Source organism: Streptomyces sp. NRRL WC-3549 (assembly GCF_000721935.1).
Taxonomy (GTDB): Bacteria; Actinomycetota; Actinomycetes; order Streptomycetales; family Streptomycetaceae; genus Streptomyces.
In genome coordinates, this window is record NZ_KL585405.1 from 66800 (window position 1) to 72096 (window position 5297).

5 protein-coding genes, 1 other RNA gene and 1 pseudogene are annotated in these 5297 nt (G+C 70.3%); 5 read left to right on the forward strand and 2 right to left on the reverse strand.

What is annotated here, in order from left to right:
- The 3 genes from IH13_RS0118295 to ssrA form a co-directional block, all read left to right on the forward strand.
- A partial coding sequence (locus IH13_RS0118295; protein WP_031085772.1) for a S41 family peptidase occupies window positions 1-584 on the forward strand: 584 nt, incomplete at its 5' end.
- A gap of 18 nt (window positions 585-602) precedes the next feature.
- Entirely contained in the window at window positions 603-1091 is a 489-nt protein-coding gene (gene smpB / locus IH13_RS0118300) for an SsrA-binding protein SmpB (protein WP_031085774.1), read from the forward strand.
- Window positions 1092-1211: 120 nt separating this feature from the next.
- Window positions 1212-1599, forward strand: a transfer-messenger RNA (tmRNA) gene (gene ssrA, locus IH13_RS40120).
- Between the two features lie 103 nt (window positions 1600-1702).
- Here ssrA and IH13_RS0118305 read toward each other — a convergent pair.
- On the reverse strand, window positions 1703-2053 hold the full coding sequence (locus IH13_RS0118305; protein WP_031085776.1) for a beta/gamma crystallin domain-containing protein: 351 nt from the start codon (window positions 2051-2053) through the stop codon (window positions 1703-1705).
- 404 nt (window positions 2054-2457) lie between these two features.
- Window positions 2458-3651, reverse strand: a complete 1194-nt coding sequence (locus IH13_RS0118310) for an MFS transporter (RefSeq protein ID WP_031085778.1) — start codon at window positions 3649-3651, stop codon at window positions 2458-2460.
- 98 nt (window positions 3652-3749) lie between these two features.
- Here IH13_RS0118310 and IH13_RS0118315 point away from each other — a divergent pair, with 98 nt between their 5' ends.
- Entirely contained in the window at window positions 3750-4745 is a 996-nt protein-coding gene (locus IH13_RS0118315; protein WP_031085780.1) for a LysR family transcriptional regulator, read from the forward strand.
- Between the two features lie 153 nt (window positions 4746-4898).
- Window positions 4899-5297, forward strand: a pseudogene (locus IH13_RS0118320) (hypothetical protein); the annotation flags it as partial.

Below are 5297 nucleotides of genomic sequence, written 5' to 3' on the forward strand. Positions count from 1 at the left end.
TCAGCACCGAGCCGGTCACCGTCCGACGGCTGGGCGACGCCCCGTCCGCGGCCGTGCTGATCAAGGTGGCCGCCTTCACCAAGGGGGCCGGCGGCAAGGTCCGGGAGGCCGTGGAGGCCGCCCCCGGGGACGCCGGGATCCTGCTGGACCTGCGGGCCAACTCGGGCGGCCTGGTGACCGAGGCCGTCACCGCGTCCTCCGCCTTCCTGGACGGCGGCCTGGTCGCCACCTACGACGTGCACGGCGAGCAGCGTGCCCTGTACGCCGAGCCGGGCGGCGACACCGAGCGTCCCGTGGTGGTCCTGGTGGACGGCGGCACCATGAGCGCCGCCGAACTGCTGACGGGCGCCCTCCAGGACCGGGGGCGGGCCGTGACCGTCGGCAGCCGTACCTTCGGCAAGGGCTCCGTCCAGATGCCCAGCAAGCTCCCGGGCGGCTCCGTGGCCGAGCTGACCGTCGGGCACTACCGCACTCCGGCGGGCCGCAGCGTCGAGGGGAGCGGCATCACGCCGGACGTGGGGGCGGGCCCGGAGGCCCAGAAACGGGCCGAGACGGTATTGAGTGGCCTCGGGGGTGGGTCGTAGTGCGAAAATGACCGCACTATGGCCAAGGAAAAAGACACCGGGCGCAAGATGATCGCGCAGAACAAGAAGGCGCGGCACGACTACCACATCCTCGACACCTACGAGTGCGGCCTCGTGCTCATGGGTACGGAGGTCAAGTCGCTGCGGATGGGCCGGGCGTCGCTGGTCGACGGCTTCGTCCAGATCGACGACGACGAGGCGTGGCTGCACAACATCCACGTCCCCGAGTACGTCCAGGGGACCTGGACCAACCACGCCGCCAAGCGCAAGCGCAAGCTGCTCCTGCACCGGGCCGAGATCGACAAGTTGGCGTCCAAGTCCCAGGAGACGGGGCACACGATCGTGCCCCTGGCCCTGTACTTCAAGGACGGCCGGGTCAAGGTCGAGATCGCGCTCGCCAAGGGCAAGAAGGAGTTCGACAAGCGGCAGACCCTGCGGGAGAAGCAGGACACGCGGGAGACGAACCGCGCGATCGCGGCGGCCCGCCGGCGGCAGCGCCAGGGCTGAGGCCCCTGGCGGGCGTGCCCGGTGCCCGGAGCCGCGGGAATACGGTGGCATCCGCGTGCGTTGGTCACGTACGATGGGCCCTGCACCCCACAGAGGGTGCGCGGATTGAAAAATCAACATGGGGATGATCGGTTTCGACAGCGGATGTCGAAGCAGGGGAAGCGAGTCGAGGAAGCGGCAATGATCTCGTAAACCATATGTCGCAACCAATAATCGCCAACACCAAGCGCGATTCCTCCGCCTTCGCCCTCGCTGCCTAATTAGCAGCTGAGCGAAGACTCTGCGGAGTGTCAGCCCGGGGGTGATCCCGACCCGGATCCTGGCATCATTCAGGGATCTAAACTTCTGAGTCCGGTCACGGGGCTCTGAAGGAAACCAAACAGTGACTGGGCCTGTCGGAGGCTTGTTCGCGTGACCTCCGGGGCCGAGAAAAGCGTAGCGAACTGCACTCGGAGAAGCCCTGGTTCCGCACCGTTGGACGCGGGTTCGATTCCCGCCATCTCCACCACCCCATGTAAGCCTCCGCCCCGCGAATTCACTCGCGGGGCGGAGGCTTTTCTGCGTCGTGCCGACCTGTCCGACCGGGGCTCCGGCCGCGTCCCCGAGGGGCCCTACAGGATCTCGATGGCCTTGACCTTCGGTGTGTTGTTGTACTTGACGTTGCTCCACCGGGCGATCTTCACGACGTCGCCGTTGGCGTCGTAGTACTTCACGTCGTTGTTCCCGGTGGAGATCTGGTCGACCCACCATCCGCCGAAGTCGGTCTTGCCCCGGTTCGCGTAGCAGTCCACGCTCTGGCGCCCGTTGCTGTGCGACCAGATCTTCAGGAAGCCGGCGTCCGGGTCACAGGTGACGTGGTCGATGGCGGAGGCGGTGGTGAGCGGCCCGCCGAGGGTGAACGCCGCGGCGGCCGCCAGTGCCAGGGCCAGGGTGCGCGGAACGTTCCTCGTCCTTGAGAACATATCTTCCTTCGATTTCGGATGCGGAACCAATACCCACGATGTCGTGGTGGTGCATCGGCGCCCGCCAAGCATCGTACGAAGCAATTCATCCGCTCAAGAGAAGGCAAGGGGAATCACCTGATCGTGCGCAGCCGGCCGTGCGCGCCGGATTCACCCATGAGTGCATCTGTAGTTTCCGGGTGAAATGACATTCGGATGTTCCGGGTATGCGGTTCGTCTCCGGCGGAGCCGGGTGGCCGGGGTCGGTTCCCGGTGGCCTTCCGGAGCCCGGCCGGGAGTGACCGGGGCGGCCGGGGCCCGGACTGTTCCGGCCGTCGAAGGCCGCAGGGCCGCAGGGTCACAGCGCGCGGGCCGGAGGCGACGGCGCCCGTGGCCGCGCGGGGTGGCCCTCCGCCGGCCCGTCGTCAGCGGGTGCCTGACCGCCGCGTCGCGTACCCGGTCACCGCGATGACCAGCGCCAGGGCCGCCGCGCCCAGCGGTGCCGTGTAGCCCGTCACCGTCCCGGCGTGCTCCACCAGCCAGCCGCCCGCCGCCGAGCCCGCCGCTATGCCGCCCAGCAGGGCGGTGACGGCGAGGGTCATGCCCTCGTTGAGCTGCGCCTGCGGGGTGAGGCGCTGGACCAGGGTCATGCCGGTGACCATCGTCGGGGCGGTGGCCGCGCCCGCCAGCAGGAGGCAGCCCGCCAGCACGGGCAGCGACCCGGTGGAGGCGGCGGCCAGCAGGGGCAGGGACATCAGCGCCGTCATGCAGGCGAGGCAGAACAGCAGCCTGCGGTGTACGTCTTCGGCGGGGCGCAGCGAACCGTAGACCAGACCCGCCACACAGGAACCCGCGGCCTGGAGCGCGAGGATCGCGCCTCCGGCGTGGGCGATGGAGACGACCTCCATCGAGCCGAACACCGCCCCCGTGGCGAGGAAGACGGTCAGCAGCGCGGGCATCCGGGGGTTGCGGAACGGGGAGGCGGTGGCCGTCGTGCGCGGGGCCGCCGGCGGCTCGGTCGCCCGTTGCGCGGCGAAGATCAGGACGCCGGTCATCAGCAGAACCGCGCCGGTCAGCGTCCCCGCCTCCGGGAAGAGCGCTCCGCACAGGGTCGCGGCCAGCACCGGGCCCAGCATGAAGCAGAGTTCGTCCGCGGCCTGCTCGAAGGAGTTCGCGGTGTGCAGGGCCGCCGGGTCGCCCTGGTGCAGATGGGCCCAGCGGGCGCGGGACATGCCGCCGGTGTTGGGGGTGGTCGCGGTCGCGGCGTACGCGGCGAAGAGCGTCCAGACGGGGGCGTCGAAGTGCACGCACAGCACCAGGGACAGCGAGCCGAGGACGGCGAGCGCGGTGGCCGGGACCGCGATCCGGGCCTGGCCGTACCGGTCGACCAGCCGGGCCGTCCACGGCGCGACCACGGCCGTCGCGGCGAGGCCGGTCGCGGTGACCGCGCCGGCCAGGGCGTACGAGTCGTGGGCCCCGGCGATCATGATGACGGCGCTGACGCTGAACATGCCCATGGGGAGCCGGGCGAGCAGATTGCCCGCCGTGAAGGCGCGGGCGCCGGGGGTGGCGAGCAGTCGGAGGTAGGGGTTGCGGGCTTTCACGGGGAGGGCGGTCATGGATTCCTGAGGCACGGGGCAAGCCTCGTGGTGGGAGTACGGTGCCGTCCAACACCTGATCACGCCCCATTCACGCACCTCTGTTGTAAATTTGCCGGATGAACGTTCCCGACATCGACCCCAGGCTCCTGCGTTCGTTCGTCGCCGTCGCGGAGGACCTGCACTTCACGCGGGCCGCCGCCCGTCTCTACCTCGCGCAGCAGGCGCTCAGCCGGGACGTCCGCCGGCTGGAGCGCGAGCTGGGCTGCGCCCTCTTCGTCCGTACCACCCGGCAGGTCGCGCTCACCCCGGACGGTGAACGCCTCGTGCCGTACGCCCGCCGGGTGCTCGACGCCCACGCCGCGCTCACCGCCGCCTTCGCCGACCCGGCCGCCCGGCCCCTGCTCGTCGACCTCAACACCGACGGGATGACCGCCGCGCGGGTGCTGGCCAGGGCGCGGGAACTCGCGCCCGAGTGTGAACTGATGGCCCGCTTCGAGAGCGGGCTCACCTGGGCGGCGGGGGAGGTGCTCGCCGGACGGCTCGACGTCTCCTTCGGCCGGGCGGCCGGGCTGGACCCCGAAGTCCTCGCCCGGCTCTCCGTACACCCGGTGCGGTACGAGCCGATGGCCGTACTGCTCCGGAACGATCACCCCCTCGCCGTGCGTGAGGTCGTCGCGGTGGGTGATCTGTCCGGAGAGACCGTCTACGCGGGGGCGGGCAATACGCGCACCCTGGAGTGGACGGATCTGGCCGGGCGTCTTTTCGAGGGCCGGGGCATCGTGCTCGCCCCGCCCGCCCCGCTGGCCGTGGGAGTGGCTGAATTTCAGCGGGTTATGGAGAAGAACGGTCACCCTGTGCTGACGGTCGTAGACTTTCCGCCACTGCCTGGAACGGTGGTGCGTCCGCTGGTGCGGCCTGTTCCGCTCTCCCCGCTGCTGATGGTGTGGCGGAGCGGGGCGGACCATCCCGGCCTGCGTGCTCTGCGTGCGGCGGTCGACGAACTCGCTGCCAGAGACGGGTGGATGGTGCGGCCGACCGGATCTTGGCTGCCAGACACCGATGCATCACTCATGCGTCACCGTTGCAGAACAACACCCGGGACCCGGGCGTGACGGCCACCGCTGTGCGCTACATTCAGGGCTCCGGTGCGTAGGGGCGGGAGCCGTGGATCGAGGCTTGGGGAGCCCGAAACATGGCAAGGAACCAGACATTCCGACCTCATTCCCGCGCGCCTGTTTCGTTGAGTGGGGGAAGTGCATACAGCTGTGGACAATTGGCGCGAAGATGCCCGCACCGGGCATACGCACGAGCCGAACGACGCCACCATCCGACTGGACGGCCTCGGGCGGCAGCTCGCCGACCTGCCGGTGCAGCCCAGCCCGCCGGATCCCTCGGACGGGCCGGTCTTCGTCGACGAGAGCGGCCGGCGCGGCAAGACGTACCGGCGTCTGGGCTGGTTGCTCGCCACGGTCTGCGCCGTCTACGCGGCGACGCTGGTGGTGGCGGTGCTCGGCGGGAACTCCAGCGCTCCCTGGCTGCCGATATCCGGGCAGGAGGAGAAGCAGGCCGACGACGTCGAGGTGCGTCCCGCTCCGTCCGCCAGCACCGGCCCGGCGACCGGGTCCCCGTCGCCCACCACCTCCGCCGCCGTGCCGGCGGTGGAC